The sequence below is a fragment of the Tolypothrix bouteillei VB521301 genome (genome assembly GCF_000760695.4).
Taxonomy (GTDB): Bacteria; Cyanobacteriota; Cyanobacteriia; order Cyanobacteriales; family Nostocaceae; genus Scytonema; species Scytonema bouteillei_A.
The window spans coordinates 3,516,798-3,533,170 of sequence record NZ_JHEG04000001.1; the positions used below are offsets into that span (position 1 = coordinate 3,516,798).

Consider the following 16,373-nt stretch of genomic DNA (forward strand, 5'->3'; position numbering starts at 1 on the left):
GGCGCAAAAAAAGAAACAAACTTTTTTACTAATATAAGCGCAGTAGAGATACTCGTACTAAGAACGCGTGTAAATTTTAGAACGATCGATGACAAATAATTAATAACCTTTTACTTCCATTTTGTCAAAGTGATTTTAAATTCTGTTCCTTGCTCGGAGTTAATTTCAATGCTTCCCCTTAATTGCTTTACCAAACCCTGAATAAGGTTTATACCCAATGTTTGTGTCTTTTTCTTATCAAAATCTACAGGCAAACCAACTCCATTATCTTGAACAATCAGTGTTAATTGATGCTCGCGTTCATATAATTTTACTATGATTGCACCGACCTGTTTGTTGGGAAAAGCGTATTTTAAAGCATTAGAAACGAGTTCATTGACAATTAAACCGCAAGGAATGGCACTTTCTATATCCAAACTGGTATCTTCAACGTAAAAATGGATTTTGATATGACTTGACCTCATATTGTATGAATCAAATAAGTGAGTTACCAGATCGGGAATGTATTGAGCAAAATTGATGTTTGCCAAATCTTCAGAACGGTAAAGTTTTTCGTGTATCAAAGCAATGGAAGCAATGCGGTTTTGACTATCGAGTAGAATAGCAGTAGCCTGCGGGTCTTGGGTACGCCTACACTGCATCTGCAACAAACTACTGACAATCCCTAAATTGTTTTTGACGCGATGGTGTATTTCTTTGAGTAAGACTTCTTTTTCTCGAAGTGAGGCTTCGATATGTTCGGAGAAACTGCGGAGGGTTAATTCGCTTTGTTGTAGATCGGCATTGAGCTGGTTTAGCTCAGCTGTCCGTTCGGCAACTCGGATTTCTAGCTCTTGTTTGGACTGTTGCAGTTTTGCTTCGGCAAGTTTGCGATCGCTAATATCGCGAAAGAAAATTCCCAACCCTTCTGTTGATGGGTAGGCATGGATTTCCAGCCATAGATCGTAATCCGGAGGATAGTAGTAATGTTCCTCAAAATGAACAGGTACTTGATGTGCCATTGCATATCGATACTGAACTTCCAAGTTACTGTTTGCTGATGCGGGCCATTCTTCCCAGTGGGTTTTACCCAGCACCTCGCTGCGGGGCTTGTTATTGTTAACTTTTTCTGCAGCAGTATTTTGATAGGTAATTCGCCAATCTCGATCCAGGGCTACAAAAGCATCACTCATACTTTCTAAAATATGAGACAGTCGTTGAGCTGTTGCCTCTGCTTCTTTTTGTGCTTTTTCAGCTGTGAGACGAAGTCCCTGTTCCCGCAAGGCAGCTTCTTTGCGAATCTGCACCATCTTTAAACTCGCTTCTATCCGCGCTAGCAATTCGCGAGTAGAGAAGGGCTTAGTCAGGTAATCATCAGCTCCCGCTTGCAGCCCTTCAATGCGGGACTCCTCACCAGCACGAGCTGACAGGAAGACGATCGGCAATTCTCGCGTTTGGTGATTCGTCCGCAGTTCTTGCAGCAACCCAAAACCATCTAAGTGGGGCATCATTACGTCTGTCAAAACCAAGTCGGGAAGATGTTGCTCAATTGCAGTCAGTGCTGCTATGCCATCTTCTACAGCTTCTACTTCATAGCTTTGTTTCAGCAACCGCTTTATATATTCCCGCATATCGGCATTATCATCCACTACAAGAATGCGGTACTTGTTGAAGCTAGAGACTTGAAGTTGAGGAGTAGAATTAATTTCTTCTTCCCCAGTCCCCAACGTCCAATCCCCAGCCCCTTCATCTGGTAGCCATCGCAGGGCTTCTTCAACATAGGGTATAGCTCCCATCGCTGTTGATGCTAAACTGCGAGAAGCGCTAATTCTTTCGCTAGGTAAATGAGCAAATCCTGTAGGAATTGAGACTGTAAAGCAACTCCCTTGTTCTAATTGACTGGTTACACCAACGCTACCACCATGGAGTTTAACTAACTCCCGCACTAGCGACAAGCCGATGCCCGAACCCTCAAAACTCCGCCCTTGAGCACCTTTGACGCGGTGAAAGCGTTCAAAAAGATGGGGAATTTCATCCGGTGGAATGCCAATACCCGTATCTTCTACGGCTAGTTCAATGCAGTCGGGAAAACTTCGCAAGCGAACGGTAATTGCTCCGGTGAAGGTAAACTTAAATGCATTTGATAATAGATTGAGCACGATCTTTTCCCACATTTCGCGATCGATATAAATGGCTTCGGGTAAAGGTGGACAATCCACTATCAAAGACATTTCAGTGCGTTCGATTAAGGAGCGAAAGGTGCTTGCAAGTTCAGCCGTCAATGTTGCCAAATCTGTAGGTTCATAGACTGCTTGTATTCGTCCGGCTTCTATGCGGGAAAAATCAAGCAGGGTGTTGACGAGTTTGAGCAAGCGCAGGCTGTTACGCTGTACTATTTCTATACGCTCGCGTTGGGCGGGTGGTAATGGGTCTGCCGTGTCGTTTAAAGCGTCCTCTAAAGGAGCTAACATGAGGGTTAGGGGCGTGCGAAATTCGTGGGAAACGTTGCTGAAGAAAAGCGTTTTGGCGCGATCGATTTCTGCTAGAGCTTCTGCTCGTTGGCGTTCGGTTTCGTAAGCACGGGCATTGGCGATCGCAGTTGCTACATTACTGACAACGAGATCGAAAAACCCACGGTAATCATCATCAAACTTTCGTAGCGGGCTGATACCCATGACAAGCAAACCTGCCAAAGAACTCTCTTGTCCGGGCTGTGCAACTGGCATCACCACAGCAGACGAAGGAGGAGTATTCCAGACACCTACAGGCAAAGAACTAAATCGAGTCTTTAAGTCATCCACAAGGATTGTTTGTCTCGTTTGGTAAACTTGCGCCAAACCCCAGACATCGTTCTGTGTTAGGTTGACCTGAATGGGACTAGCATCCGTTCCCATCTCAATCCCCGCAGTACCGATTAAACTTGCTTGTTTCCCATCGGCTTCTACCAAATACAACACAGCAAATGGGATATCATTAGGGTTGGTAGATAATGTTTCGGTAGCAATTTGACACGCCGTCTCAACAGTTTTTGCCCGCATTACATTTGCACCGAATTCTCGCAGTGTTTGCAAGCGACGATTGCTTAATACCCTCTGAGTCGTCTCAGTGCAAACTACAAGTGTTCCACCCACTCCACCCGTTTCGTCCCGCACCGGGCTGTAGCTGTAGGTGAAGTAAATTTCCTCAAAGTAGCCATTGCGATCGAAAGGAACGAGTTGATCCTCGTGCCAACTCTCTTTTCCTTTCGTCATTACATTATGGATTTGCGGGCCAATAATATGCCAAATTTCTGCCCAGCATTCTGAAGCTCTCTGTCCGAGGGCTTGAGGGTGTTTGTGTTTGCCCAAGCTGGGGCGGTAGCCATCATTATAAAATTGGATTAAGTCCTGTCCCCAAAACAGAACCATCGGGTGCCCCGTACTGACAACAATACTGACTGTGGTACGCAAACTTTGCGGCCACTGTTCCACAGGGCCAAGTGGTGTTTGCGACCAGTCGTGCGATCTCATTAAGGCACACATCTCTCCATCGCCTGCAAATAAACTTTCTTGCATATTTCAACCGATTGAATGACAAGCTTATTTTATTGAAATCCTTTATTGTAACGGTAGTATTGGAGGTAATTCAATTAGATAATAATTAAGCAACTCCAAGTTGGAAGATAGACCATGAGTCAGTAAGTCGGCGAGAAAAAACCAACCCATGTAACGAAACTTAAAATCTCTATATTTGGATCGTAGTAGCCCTGTCTGTGCTTTCATGCTCAGAGGCAAACGTATACATTACCATTAAAAGCCAGCGATCGTTATTTGTACTCACGTACTTATTGTTAACAATTGAAGTTATCTGTTATCTACTAGAGTAGTATATGTTAATTCTCCTTACTTTTGCTAAAAATCACATAGATTCATTCACAACTTGGGATGTTGAGGCTGTCCTGAAAAAGATTAATGGCTCTCAAAATATCTGGTTGCGCTGTATTCACTTCCGCGATCGGACTGGAATAGCTAAAATCATCAAGCACTTTGAACTCAACCCATCCCGCGTTAACATGATTTTCAACTTTTCTCCTGTAGGAATTGACCAAGATATAGAAGATTGTTTATTTAACAGCTATGAAATTTTGACTCATGAAATGAAAAATCAGGAATTTGAAGTAGCGCGTGGTAGTATTGTAGTTGGAAGCAATTTTCTCATAACATTTGAGATTGCTGAAGTTAAAATATTCAATTTACTAATCGCAAAACTTCACAAGCCAAATATAGATATTACACATTTACGAATTGACTACCTTTTTTATCTTATTTTTAAAGAGATTTTAATTAATTATCATACTTTATTTGATTATATATCCAGACAGCTTGATGATTTGGAAGATGAAGTTTTAGAAAATTCTGGTGATGAATTAACGTATCAAAAAATAGCTACCATGAGGCAATCTACGCGTTTTGTGCGGAGAAATTTTCAAAGCATTAAATCACTTTTAACTATGATGCATGACGAAGATTTTCAATGGTTATCCAAATCGATAAAAGAATTATTTCATGAAGAATTAACTCATCAGGTTGATAATCTCTGGCAGGAATATCAAGGGCTAAGAGCCTGGATGTCAGAATTAATGGAAATTCAACGAGATAATATTGCGAGTAAAACCAGCGAACGCATTAATCGCCTCACTATTCTCTCAAGTATATTTTTACCAATTACGTTTATTGCCGGTCTCTATGGTATGAACTTTAAATATATGCCGGAATTAGAACAACCTTGGGCTTATCCAAGTGTTCTTATTGTCATGGGATTCATTGTAATTGGTAGTATTTTATACGCAAAACGACAGCGCTGGTTGTAGTTGAGGAACGAAACCCAACAATACGATTCCCATACCAATATGAGGTGGCGCTTAACATTCCCTCACATTAGAAATGTGGGGCTACACAAACAAAGCCCGCCTGCGCGGGCTAATGAGATGCATCTTTATACAGAAATGGTATGATAACAATTCTAATTTCTTCACATTCAAAATGTGGGGCTACACAAACAAAGCCTGCCTACGCAGGCTAATGAGATGCATCTTTATACAGAAATGGTATGATAACGATTCTATATGAGGTGGCGCTTAACATTCCCTCACATTAGAAATGTGGGGCTACACAAACAAAGCCTGCCTACGCAGGCTAATGAGATGCATCTTTAATACAGAAATGGTATTACGCCTGCGCTGACTTATGAAGAATCACAGTCCCTGAAAAATTGTTCATAAAGGCAGGTGCAAACGCTAGAGAAAGAGAGCCATGCTAGTAGCTATTGAACCATAATTAAGCGTGAGAACGAGGTACGGGCATGAATAACAAACAAGTTGATAGCAATGTCAATGACTTGAGTCAGAAGACAAGGGATACCGAAGCAAACATAATTGCCTCTTCAACATCAGAAGAAACCAAACAAAGTCTTAAAACAGTTGATGTAGATGGTCATCGTCCGATCGATCCAAGTTCTTTTGAGCTGGCTGATACCTTTGAGGTAGATGGTATCCGCCCGATTGCTAAAAGCAATATTCAGATACAAGAAACAATTGCTGTAGATGGTAACCGTCCAATTGCTAAAAGCGATTTTCAAGAGCATGAAATGCTTGCTGTAGACGGTATGCGTCCGATAGACAAAAGCGATGTAGAAGTTAAAGATACTTTAAACATAGACGGTCAACGCCCGATTGTTAAGAGTCCTTTTCAAATTGAAGGTACTCTTGAAGTAGATGGTAATCGTCCAATTACTTCATAAGGAGCGATTTCATCCTTTTGTACTAGATATAAATCAAGCTCTCAATGTTGCCTCTAATCCTTATCGCTCAGATAGACCTCCCCCAGCACAATTTACCGGATGTACTTAAAGTTACACCCAAAGAGCAGCAAATCCTCAACACTCCCTCACCCTTGCAAAAGCAAGAGTTACAGCAACTTGAGGAAAAACTGAACCTATCCCAAAAGGATTACGAGCTAAACATAGAACAGTTGCGAAAACTGCCCTCTTCTCGAATAGATTGTCAGCCCCAATTTCCACCTATCTTGGGTGTTGACCCCATTTCATGCAAACGTCCTTAGATACGCTCTTATACAATGGCTAATTGCTAATGGCTAATTGCTAATGGCTTTTTGACTATTAGCTATTAGCAATCGCAATTTTTTCCAAATGATTTAGCTAAGTCCAAAAGAAGCCTCTCATTTACCCTGTACTCAGGGAAATGATGAGATGAATTTTGGAGCAATAACGAATTGACAAGGCAGCTTTTGGGAAAGAATCTTCTTTCCCAAAACGTGCCGCCTATGACCTATGTTTGTCGAAGATTAACGGGGATGGGGTCGATGAGGAATTGCTAATTACAACACGATTTCACACAGACCTGACCTCCTTTTAACAGAATTGACTTTGTTAACGTTAACCACCTTATTTTTGACACCAGGATAGTTTTTTAACTTAACACCAGTACCTAAGTTTTGCATTCCAACAACTTCGTACACCCTCCCTTCAAATTGAACTAAATCCTTGGGTTGATATCGGTAACGGTATTTTTTAATTCGACATTGCCCTTTTGATACTTTGTGTTTTCGGTAAAGCCTCAAATTTTCACCATTTTTTTGTTTATTGCGAGTTCTCCTACCAGAGGATAGTTCTGAGCCAGATTTAGTTGAGCCATCTCTTGCATCGATATATTTGGCATCATAGAACTGCTCCATTGAACGCTTGTTACGCCTAATTTGCTCTAGGATTAATGATTCTACTCTTTTCTGAATAGTCCCACCCGCAATTACGAAGGCGTCATTATGATGAGATTTTTCTATTTTAAATTTTCTTCTAATGCTTTTGGTGATGTAACCATAAGTTGAACTGTATTTCCCTTCTTTAGTTAAACGCCATCTAATCGTTGTCATAAAAGTTTCACCTTTAAATGACTTCAGCCTTGGTTGCCATCCATAAAGGAAACCACTCTTTTTATGATTCTTTGGTATATGGCATTTATCACATAAAGTCACTAAATTTGCAGGTCTATCAGTTCTGTCTTCTTTCCAAAACCCTAAGTGATGTACTTCTAGTATTGGGTTGGTATCTTTATTTTTACAATTAGGATTTTGGCATTTATGTGCATCCCTATGCAAAATGTACTCGCGTAAATTATCAAACCCATGCTGCTCTCCTTGCTGGTAACCCACACCTTGGATTTCAGCATCCTTTATTTTTTGAATGTCAAAACTAGCCACTTCAATCGTAACTTCTTTGACTGGGACTATTTTTTGGATTTTGTCAATAATTTTATGATGGATATCTAGTTTGTGCTGAATACTTGGAGCTAACCAATTGTCTTTACGTCTACGATTGTCAAATCTTGGTGCGCGATATCTTTTTCTATTTCTACGTTGGCAGCGATATTTTTTCCGTTCTGTTAACCTTTCGGACATACCTTTTAACATCCGAACTTCACCACCAATTAATTCTTCTTTCTCGTTGACAACACTGTAACCTATATTTTGGTAACCTGCATCAATACCTAAATTTCCTGGTTGAGTATAGCCACTAGAACCATAAACTAATTGAATAGTAAATGGATCGCGACTGTAAATTTTGGCTTTTCCTTCCTTCAAAAGCGATCGAGCTTTACGAGGGGAGGTCGGCATTAACGGTTTACCATATTTGTTCACTACATAGATTTTCATGATTTGTATTCCTAATAAATAGGTAATCGCTTTACAGCGTGGTTCCCTTTGCCAATGTTTATCCAGGTTTTATACCCTTACGGGTTCGCCACTCCTCAGGGCGCGGGAAACCCGCCTACAAGGGTGGACTCACCAGCAACACTTTTCCTCTTCCTGTAGAAATGTTTAATCACTGGTCGTAGAGTTCAGAACTAGGGATCGAGACGCTACTCTCTGTATTCTGAAGTACCTATATATTCTGGGTAAACGTAGTAACCCTTGCATAACGGATTACTGAAGCTAATGACGTACTTCCTAATTTCTTAAGAAGCCCACATTCACCCTGTAATCAGGGGAATGTGTGGAGTCGTCACGATTGCTTGAGTTTGCGATCGCTCTCAATCTTTACAGATTAGAACACACACTTCCAAATTCTCCGTCGTTAGTTGGAGGAAACAGAGGATTGTGCTTTTTAAGATAGTCGAGCGTACTCAAAGCTTTCGATCGCTGGATAACGATGTCACAGACTCCGCGTACCTATGTCTTTGAAAGCATAACCAAATGACTGCTGAAAGAGAAACGTCATCTATCGAGTTGAAACAAGCAAATCAATAAAGTTACTACACAAATTACAAAGTAACTGCCCTCTAATGAAATGGAGATATAATTATGAAGTACCGACAGCTTGGCAGTAGCGAACTTAAGGTGTCTGAAATCAGTTTAGGTTCGTGGTTGACATATGGTGGTGGCGTCGAACGCCAACAAGCAGAAGCTTGCATTCATAAAGCCTTTGATGTGGGAATTAATTTTATCGATACAGCCAATGTCTACGGACGTGGTGCAGCGGAATCGCTGTTGGGTGAAGTGTTACAGGGTGTCGATCGCTCCTCCTACATTTTGGCAACCAAAGTTTTCTTTCCCATGTCCCCCACCGACAGGGGATTATCTGCTGCCCAAATTCACAAACAAATCGATGCTTCACTACAGCGCTTGCGTACAGATTATGTCGATCTCTATCAGTGCCATCGCTATGACGTAAATACTCCACTAGAAGAAACGATGACAGCATTAACTGATGTTGTGCGTCAAGGGAAAGCTCGTTATATTGGCTTTAGTGAGTGGAGCCCAGCACAGATTCAAGCTGCATTGAATCTTCCTAACGTAGAGAAATTTGTATCCAGCCAGCCACAATATTCCATGTTGTGGCGTCAACCGGAAGCAGAAGTATTTCCCTTATGTGCGGCAAATGGCATCACTCAGATTGTCTGGTCTCCCCTAGCGCAGGGTGTTCTCACCGGAAAATACAAACCGGGCGAAGCACCACCTCAAGATTCCCGTGCAGCAAATGACCAGATGAATGGATTTATGCAAGACCTGCGTAGCGATCGCGTCCTGAGTGCTGTCCAAAACCTTAAGCCGATCGCGCAGCGATTAAACCTCTCGATGGCTCAACTAGCGTTAGCGTGGGTACTGCGGGATGAGCGGGTATCCTCAACCATTATTGGTGCAAGTCGTCCCGAACAAGTAGCAGATAATGCAGGCGCATCGGGTGTTAAGCTGTCCTCGGAGGTGTTACGAGAGATTGATGAGGTGCTTGCGCCTGCTTTATCTTACGCAACAGCCCGGTGATAAGTAAATTACTGGGGCTTTGCTAACTACTGAGACGCGGAGTACACAGAGATAAAAAGAGGGTGGGTATACCACCCAACTTGATTTTTATACTTTTGCAAGTGGTGTGTTGATTTGTATTGCTGCGTTCTCTTCTTGCTCGTCTTCTAAAGTGACAGGAACTGACTGAACGTGCCAAATATCTCGTGCATACTCGCGAATTGTACGGTCAGAGGAAAAGTACCCCGTGCGAGATGAGTTGAGAATTGACATTCGCCACCAGGTATCGCGATCGCGGTAAGCGTTATCAACTCGTTGCTGACATTCAGTATAGGACTGGTAATCGGCAAACAGCATATAGTCATCCCGGTTTTTTAGGGATTCCACAAGCGGTTTAAACAAATTACTATCGCCTTTGGAGAAGTAACCCGATGCTATTTGGTCGATCGCCTGTCTGAGTTGGGGATTGTTGTTGTAATAGTCCCAAGGGTTATAGCCTTTAGCTTTCTGCTGTACGACTTCCCCTGCATTCAGCCCGAAAAGAAAGAAGTTCTCGTGTCCTACGCGATCGCGAATTTCAATGTTTGCTCCATCAAGAGTTCCGATGGTGAGTGCGCCATTCATGGCAAACTTCATGTTACTGGTTCCAGAGGCTTCTTTCCCTGCAGTGGAGATTTGCTCGGAAAGGTCAGCAGATGGATAGATCCGCTGTGCTACCGACACGTTATAATTTTCTAAAAACACGACCTTGAGGCGATCGCCAATATCTGGATCGCTATTCACCACATTTGCAACTGAGTTAATCAGTTGAATGATGAGCTTCGCCATTGCATAACCGGGAGCTGCTTTCCCTGCAAAAATCACAGTTCGCGGCACAAAATCTGCATTTGGATTCTGCTTGATAGAGTTATAGAAAGCGATCGTCTGCAGCAAGTTCAAATGCTGGCGCTTGTACTCGTGGATTCGCTTCACTTGGATATCAAACAGGGAATTAGCATCAACGTGAATACCAGTTGTTTGCAAAATATATTCTGCTAAGTCCTGCTTGTTTTCTTGCTTGATTTGTTCCCAGCGATGGCGAAACTCTGCATCTTCCACAAATGCTTCTAACTGCTTGAGTTCTTCTAAATTTTTAATCCAACCCTTACCAATTTTTTCCGCAATCAGCAGGGCGAGTTTAGGATTGGCAATCAAGATCCAACGGCGGGGAGTCACTCCATTGGTTTTATTGCTAAACTTTTCTGGGAACACTTGATAGAAATCTGGGAACAGATTTTTCTTCACCAGTTCCGTGTGCAGTTCTGCTACACCGTTGATAGCATGACTTCCCACAGAAGCGAGATGTGCCATTCTGACTTGTTTTTCCGCTCCTTCTTCAATCAGGGACAACCGGGAAAGTTTGCCATCATCCCCAGGATATTGAGAGCGAACTTTATCTAGAAACCGTTGGTTAATCTCAAAAATAATTTCCAAGTGACGGGGTAAGAGTCTGCCAAAGACACTAATGGGCCAACGTTCCAATGCTTCGGGTAGCAAGGTATGATTGGTAAAACCAAAGGATTTTTGTGTAATGTCCCAAGCTTCATCCCATCCCAACTGATGTGTGTCTATAAGTAGCCGCATCAGTTCGGCTATACCAATTGCAGGATGGGTATCATTGATTTGAATAGCAAATTTATTGGGGAATTGGTCAAAATTGTTGTGGCCTCGCAAATAGGTGCGGATAATATCTTGAAGGGAGCAGGAAACGAAAAAATATTCCTGCATCAGGCGGAGTTCTCTACCTTGATAGTTATTGTCGTTGGGATAAAGAACTTTGGTAATGTTTTCAGAGTAAACTTTATCGGCTACGGCATTAGCAAAGTCGCCACTGTTGAAAATCTGTAAGTTAAAGTCTTCACTTGCTTTGGCACTCCACAAACGCAAAGTGTTGACTGTGTTGGAGTTATAACCCACCATTGGAGTATCGTAAGGTGTCCCCAGTATGGTTTTTTGGGGAATCCATCGCACTTGGTAGCGTCCCCGTTCATCGGTGTATGCTTCCGTATGTCCGCCAAATTTGACTTCCATGGTGTAATCCGGACGTGGAATTTCCCAAGGATTGCCAAAGCGCAACCAGCGATCGGGTACTTCTACTTGCGTACCATTGCGAATGGTTTGTTGAAAAATGCCGTACTCGTAGCGGATACCATAGCCAACGGCGGGAATTTCTAAAGTTGAGAGGGAATCTAAAAAACAAGCAGCGAGTCTTCCCAAACCACCATTACCCAATCCCGGTTCGTCTTCCTGTTCGAGCAAATCGTATAAGTCCAAGCCTGTTACCTCTCGCACCACTTGACGGGCTTGCTCGTACATCCCAACGTTTGTTAAGTTTTTGCTCAGTTGGGGTCCGATCAGATATTCAGCAGATAAATAGCAAACGACTTTGACATCTTTTTGAAAGTAGGTTTGCTCAACAGTTTTAATCCAACGATGCAGCAAGCGATCGCGAACAGTATAGGAGAGTGCCATGAAAAAGTCATGTGCAGTTGCCCAACCTTTATCTTTTGCTTGGATGTAGTAGAGGTTGTCTAAAAAAGCACGTTTGAGGGTTTCAATATCCATTCCCGTGCGATCGTCCTGCACTTGAATGGGAACGTGTTCTGTTCTACAAATATGCTTTTTCCAATGGGGAGCATGTTTGCCATCGTGCTTTGTCGAGCCGTTGCCATTATTCATGGTTACAATTCCTAATTAACGGGGAATTTATTCTCGAACCTCTATAACTTTAGAAGGAACTGCGGCTTGAGAACCTCTAGCCAAAGTCATACTGATACGGAATTGCATTTAAAGATTTATACCATTTTGGATTGATTAATCCTAGACAGGGATTAATTTGAGCGATTGAAATCGCTGCTATACAGGCTAAGTCTGGGATTAATTTGAGCGATTGAAATCGCCGCTATACAGGCTAAGTCCGCCTACGCGGACTTTATTTAAAGCCTGTGTAGTACCTTCTTTGTTTGTATGGTCGAGGTGAGACAGCGCTGTTCTGGGTGTTCGCGTAGCGTCTCCGTAAAGAGATAGCGCTTGCCATCCAGAATTCTATTCTGAGGGCAATTAGCACTCTTTGAGATGCTCGCGTTCAAATTGGGCTAAGCTCGGTAAGCATGAAAAGACTTGAAACTGTTGCCGATCGCCGAACTCATTGCCTTCATCAAAGTATTGCGAAGTCCTACAGCAACTGGGTTTTTCAATTCGCCCATTTTGCCGGATCGCCTTGATGCAAGGGTAATTGCCTTGGTGCGGGAAAAACGCTCTGACTCATATTGCTCAAAGGCAATGATTGGATCGGGTTGTGCTTGCAAGCATTGAGCAATGACACAAGCATCCTCCAAAGCCGTACAAGCTCCTTGTCCCATTGTGGGTAGCATGGGGTGAGCTGCATCACCAAGTAGTGTCACATTTTGCTGGCTCCAAGGCTGTTTTGAAGGGCGATCGTACAAATCAGCAGTCAAAATATTGGCTTCATCTGTAGCAGCAATTAATTCAGGAATGGCTTTAAACCAATCCCGATACATCGTCAATAGCTCTTGTTTGCGTCCGATAGCAGCATCTGGTTGTGCTGGACGTGCAGTTGCAGCTGCATACCAATACATTTTTCCCAACCCAAGCATCATGAAGCCGAATCCTTTACCGCATCCCAAAAATTCCTGAATGTAACCGGGACGGTATGTACTTGGAATGCCATCGGTTAAACCACGCCAAGTCTTAAAATTGCGGTAAGTAGGAGCCCCATCGCCTAAAATGATAGATCTGACTCGCGATCGCAACCCATCTGCGCCGATCAATGCATCCCCTTCAACACTCAAACCCGATGCAAAATAGGCTTGAACCCGATTATCCTTGCGTTCAAATCGCTCAAAAGTTTCTCCCAAAATAAATTTCTCACTCGGTACATTGCGCCACAATAACTGATGCAGTTGGGCGCGATGAATTCCAATAACGGGTAACTCAGAATTATCGAGCGCAATATTCACTAACTCAAAGCCACGTTGCGAATTAAATTGATAGTTTGTAGTGAGACAACCGACTCGCATTGCTTCTTGCAATATGCCCAAGTTCTTCAAGATATGGGTTGCATTTGCCCAAAGCGCAATTCCAGCCCCGGCTTCTCGTAACTCCTTGGCTCGCTCGCAGACAACAGGCTCAATCCCAGCACGAATAAGGGCGAGGGCAGTTGCAGCACCGCCGATTCCACCGCCGATGATAATAACTTTTTTCATAAATTTTCAAGTTATCGACAGACTTGTCAGTTGATTAATTTTCATCAAACAAGTTTCACGTGCTTTTGTCAACTGACTGTTCGGTCGAGAAGAGATATACTGATGTTTAAGTTCTTTGAATCTCGTAACAACTGTGGCGCGGACAAAATCTGAAAAAGTCAAGAATGCCAAGCAAGAGAGAAATGCGGAGGCGACTCAAGCTGTAATTTTGGCAGCTGCGGAAGAAGAATTTGCCCAACACGGTTTTACGGCTGCGAGAACAGAAGCGATCGCAGCCAAAACAGGTGTTGCCAAATCGATGATTTATTACTACTTCAAAGATAAAGAAGGTTTGTATCAAGCAGTCTTGGAGCGATCGCATAGCGATCTTTTGCAAACGATTCAGGAGTTACAGTTGGAGGATTTGTCACCGGAAGTCGCGTTGGAAAGATTTTTGAGAGCATTGCTCGGTTGTGTATCGCGTAACCCAAAACTCCCGACAATCATGTTTCACGAAGCAGTGCAAAACCAGGGAAAGTACTATAAAAACAGTAGTTCTGTGAGTATTGATACTGTTTTGATTGCAATTCTGGAACAGGGCGTGGCTGAAGGGATATTTCGTCCGCTCGATCCGTTTCAGTCTGCAATTAATATTATGGGAACTTGCTTGTTCTATTTTATTGGTGCAGGTAACATCCAGCAGTTTCCCCAAGGTAAGAAGCTTTTGAGCAAAGCCATGCTGGAGCAACATACAAGTGAAGCGATCGCGCTTATCCTAGCGGGTGTGCGAAAATCCTAACTAGGAAAATAGTTTCAGCCACTACGTGTGCTCAATGCCTGTTGGCTATCAAAGGTAAAACACTATTCCGAGTGCCGACTCAATTCTGTCTGAATATGGGTGCTCAACGCCTGTTGGCTATCAAAGGTACAACACTCTCTCAGGTGTCGTGGTCCGGTAAAAGCAATGTTGTGCTGTGCTCAACGCCTGTTGGCGATCGAAGGTAAAACACGAAACATAAATCAATCCAAAATGAAACTTATTCTGTGTGCTCAACGCCTGTTGGCGATCGAAGGTAAAACACGAAACATAAATCAATCCAAAATGAAACTTATTCTGCGTGCTCAACGCCTGTTGGCGATCGAAGGTAAAACACTAGGGTATCTTACTAGATGCTTATCCCTATTCTGATGTGCTCAACGCTTATTGGCAATCGAAGGTAAAACACTCCTCTAAGGATTTGATTGTATAACCAATCATACCCGTGCTCAACGCCTGTTGGCAATCAAAGGTGAAACACTCCACCTCTTTCTCAAGAGATTTTACTCTAGCTCTTGGTGCTCAACGCCTATTGGCAATCAAAGGTGAAACACAAAACTGTGTGAAACTGTTTTGTTTTACACTAATGGGTGCTCAACGCCTATCGGCTATCAAAGGTGAAACACTTGAAATACTTTCCATTTAAAATTAGGCTGTGGGTTGTGCTCAACGCCTATCGGCTATCAAAGGTGAAACACAGTCGCATTCAACCCATAAAGCTGTATTTGGAAATAGTGCTCAACGCCTATCGGCTATCAAAGGTGAAACACAACCCACATAAAGAACTGTAGCAAGCGATGACCGAGTGCTCAACGCCTATCGGCTATCAAAGGTGAAACACAATCTCCTGTATAGCTGGCACTTATCTTTGTGCGGGTGCTCAACGCCTATCGGCTATCAAAGGTGAAACACTGGTTCAGCGCAATTTTACTTATTTTGCTAAAGGAGTGCTCAACGCCTATCGGCTATCAAAGGTGAAACACTGACGGTAGCTCGCTTTTTGAATGGCAGGATGCAAGTGCTCAACGCCTATCGGCTATCAAAGGTGAAACACCAGCAGATTTTACAAAAAAGATTAACTTTAGCCAAGTGCTCAACGCCTATCGGCTATCAAAGGTGAAACACAGACATGGGGGAGTCCAAGAACGGCTTGGTGAATTGTGCTCAACGCCTATCGGCTATCAAAGGTGAAACACGTCAGATGGCAGACAACAAAACAAATTTATTGTTTCGTGCTCAACGCCTATCGGCTATCAAAGGTGAAACACATGGCACATCACGAGCGCACTTAGCACAGCGAAAAGTGTGCTCAACGCCTATCGGCTATCAAAGGTGAAACACCGAGTATGGCGGGGATTCAATCAACTCTCCGCTAGTGCTCAACGCCTATCGGCTATCAAAGGTGAAACACGTATTGACCGAACGGAACGTTGCCAATGACCAGATCTAGTGCTCAACGCCTATCGGCTATCAAAGGTGAAACACGGCGAGCTTGGGAATACCGACTCCGAGTGCTTTTCTTAGTCATTTTACAAGCACCCCTGAGAAAGACACAATAGCAACCCGAAAAAACGGCTGAAGTGGCATTTTTGTACGAGTTGATTAATGGCTACAATCCTTTTCATATAAGCATTTCACCCATTGTGCAAGTACCTTACAGCAATTTTTAGCAGTTCAAACGCTTACCAAATAAGACTTGCAACTACTTTTAATTGCAAATCGGGTTTCACAAAAAGAGATGCTTGCAGTTTTCAACAACAAAGAAAATTAAATCGACCTTTGAGTTTCTAAGTTATTATAAGCTTGGGTTTTAAAAACTTTGATGCCGTTAGACACTAAGTGACCATCAGGCGTTGAGCACTTTCGTGCTACCAAGGTGTAGAACCTCTAAGCAATACAGGGCGGATGGGCTTAACATTACCCTTCTTGCTCCTAACCTAAGATGCCGTTAGGCGATAAACAGACTTAAAATAGTGCTTGACAGAATCAATTTTTTGTGCTGATAATAATTTATCGATGTTTCGAGCTACAAATAAAATT

At 42.9% G+C, this 16,373-nt stretch carries 9 protein-coding genes and 1 CRISPR repeat array; of the genes, 5 read left to right on the top strand and 4 right to left on the bottom strand.

Annotation, left to right across the window (positions count from 1 at the left end; genetic code table 11):
* Positions 1-110 precede the first annotated feature (110 nt).
* Positions 111-3,533 carry an ATP-binding protein gene (locus HC643_RS13940; RefSeq protein WP_202048616.1) on the bottom strand — a complete coding sequence of 1,141 codons (3,423 nt, stop codon included), beginning with the start codon at positions 3,531-3,533 and terminating at the stop codon, positions 111-113.
* 314 nt (positions 3,534-3,847) lie between these two features.
* On the opposite strand from HC643_RS13940, the gene HC643_RS13945 reads away from it, so the two are divergent.
* The 3 genes from HC643_RS13945 (at position 3,848) to HC643_RS13955 (ending at position 6,077) form a co-directional block, all read left to right on the top strand.
* Entirely contained in the window at positions 3,848-4,828 is a 981-nt protein-coding gene (locus HC643_RS13945) for a magnesium transporter CorA family protein (protein ID WP_038083538.1), read from the top strand.
* A 491-nt stretch (positions 4,829-5,319) separates the two neighbouring features.
* A complete protein-coding gene (locus HC643_RS13950) occupies positions 5,320-5,757 on the top strand; it encodes a hypothetical protein (RefSeq protein ID WP_050045771.1) in 438 nt (145 codons plus the stop codon).
* A 44-nt stretch (positions 5,758-5,801) separates the two neighbouring features.
* Positions 5,802-6,077, top strand: coding sequence for a hypothetical protein (locus tag HC643_RS13955; RefSeq protein WP_038083535.1), 276 nt, complete (start codon positions 5,802-5,804; stop codon positions 6,075-6,077).
* 276 nt (positions 6,078-6,353) lie between these two features.
* Here the strand turns inward: HC643_RS13955 and iscB are convergent, their stop codons facing one another.
* The gene (iscB, locus tag HC643_RS13960; RefSeq protein ID WP_167844683.1) at positions 6,354-7,685 is read right to left on the bottom strand and encodes an RNA-guided endonuclease IscB; all 1,332 of its coding nucleotides are present in this window, start codon (positions 7,683-7,685) and stop codon (positions 6,354-6,356) included.
* A gap of 648 nt (positions 7,686-8,333) precedes the next feature.
* Between iscB and HC643_RS13965 the strand changes: the two genes are divergently transcribed.
* The gene (locus HC643_RS13965) at positions 8,334-9,293 is read left to right on the top strand and encodes an aldo/keto reductase family protein (RefSeq protein ID WP_038083533.1); all 960 of its coding nucleotides are present in this window, start codon (positions 8,334-8,336) and stop codon (positions 9,291-9,293) included.
* 87 nt (positions 9,294-9,380) lie between these two features.
* On the opposite strand, the gene HC643_RS13970 is transcribed toward HC643_RS13965, so the two are convergent.
* The gene (locus HC643_RS13970; RefSeq protein WP_050045772.1) at positions 9,381-11,990 is read right to left on the bottom strand and encodes a glycogen/starch/alpha-glucan phosphorylase; all 2,610 of its coding nucleotides are present in this window, start codon (positions 11,988-11,990) and stop codon (positions 9,381-9,383) included.
* Positions 11,991-12,406: 416 nt separating this feature from the next.
* Positions 12,407-13,537 carry an FAD-dependent monooxygenase gene (locus HC643_RS13975; protein ID WP_038083532.1) on the bottom strand — a complete coding sequence of 377 codons (1,131 nt, stop codon included), beginning with the start codon at positions 13,535-13,537 and terminating at the stop codon, positions 12,407-12,409.
* 133 nt (positions 13,538-13,670) lie between these two features.
* Here HC643_RS13975 and HC643_RS13980 point away from each other — a divergent pair, with 133 nt between their 5' ends.
* Positions 13,671-14,315 (top strand): TetR/AcrR family transcriptional regulator, encoded by a 645-nt coding sequence (locus HC643_RS13980; RefSeq protein WP_167844684.1) that lies wholly within the window; start codon positions 13,671-13,673, stop codon positions 14,313-14,315.
* Positions 14,316-14,342: 27 nt separating this feature from the next.
* Positions 14,343-15,818: a CRISPR direct-repeat array (repeat unit 36 nt; unit sequence GTGCTCAACGCCTATCGGCTATCAAAGGTGAAACAC).
* The last annotated feature ends 555 nt before the right edge of the window (positions 15,819-16,373 follow it).

What these genes read in the sequence shown, in the direction of transcription:
- HC643_RS13950 (WP_050045771.1), top strand. Translation starts at nt 5,320, where the DNA reads ATGAATAACAAACAAGTTGATAGCAATGTCAATGACTTGAGTCAGAAG.
- HC643_RS13975 (WP_038083532.1), bottom strand. Translation starts at nt 13,537, where the DNA reads ATGAAAAAAGTTATTATCATCGGCGGTGGAATCGGCGGTGCTGCAACT.
- HC643_RS13940 (WP_202048616.1), bottom strand. Translation starts at nt 3,533, where the DNA reads ATGCAAGAAAGTTTATTTGCAGGCGATGGAGAGATGTGTGCCTTAATG.
- HC643_RS13945 (WP_038083538.1), top strand. Translation starts at nt 3,848, where the DNA reads ATGTTAATTCTCCTTACTTTTGCTAAAAATCACATAGATTCATTCACA.
- iscB (WP_167844683.1), bottom strand. Translation starts at nt 7,685, where the DNA reads ATGAAAATCTATGTAGTGAACAAATATGGTAAACCGTTAATGCCGACC.
- HC643_RS13955 (WP_038083535.1), top strand. Translation starts at nt 5,802, where the DNA reads ATGTTGCCTCTAATCCTTATCGCTCAGATAGACCTCCCCCAGCACAAT.
- HC643_RS13965 (WP_038083533.1), top strand. Translation starts at nt 8,334, where the DNA reads ATGAAGTACCGACAGCTTGGCAGTAGCGAACTTAAGGTGTCTGAAATC.
- HC643_RS13970 (WP_050045772.1), bottom strand. Translation starts at nt 11,990, where the DNA reads ATGAATAATGGCAACGGCTCGACAAAGCACGATGGCAAACATGCTCCC.